The sequence below is a fragment of the Dyella sp. 01L423 genome (genome assembly GCF_056399945.1).
Genome location: NZ_JBFTSI010000031.1, coordinates 1 through 589 on the forward strand (window position 1 = coordinate 1; position 589 = coordinate 589).

Sequence of the window (589 nt, forward strand, 5' to 3'; positions counted from 1 at the left end):
ATCCTCGTCACGCATTCGATGGGGGGGCTTGTCGGGCGCTACTTCACTGAATCGATGGGCGTCAAGGACGTCATCCTTGGGGTGGTGAATGGAGTCATGCCGGCGACCGGTGCGGCGGTCGCCTACAAGCGGGTGAAAGCCGGTACGGAGGGTGCGGCGGGCAGCGTCCTGGGTCGTAATGCCGAAGAAGTGACGGCGGTTTTCGCACAGGCTCCCGGACCCCTGCAATTGCTCCCGACGCCCGAGTACGGCTCCCATTGGCTGAAGATCCGTGATGGCAATCGCATGGTCTCGCTTCCACGATCCGACCCCTATAACGAGATCTACACCGTGCGGGGAAAGTGGTGGGCGCTATGCCACGAAAAACTTATCAATCCGCTCGATACGCGCAAGAAGACGGTCGACAAGGACTGGAAACAATATGTGCAAACCATTCAGAAGCGAGTCCGCCCATTTCATCTTGCCATCGCCAACCGATATCACCCGAATACGTATGCGTTCTACGGCGACGACACAGCACACACGACCTGGGGAGAGGTCACATGGGGAAGGCGGTATGCTGCGCCGCGCTTCGGGCCGCGCGCCGTTG

1 pseudogene is annotated in these 589 nt (G+C 60.1%); it reads left to right on the forward strand.

Annotated elements, in window-relative coordinates:
- Positions 1 to 589: pseudogene (locus tag AC1DMY_RS20900) on the forward strand (hypothetical protein); the annotation flags it as partial.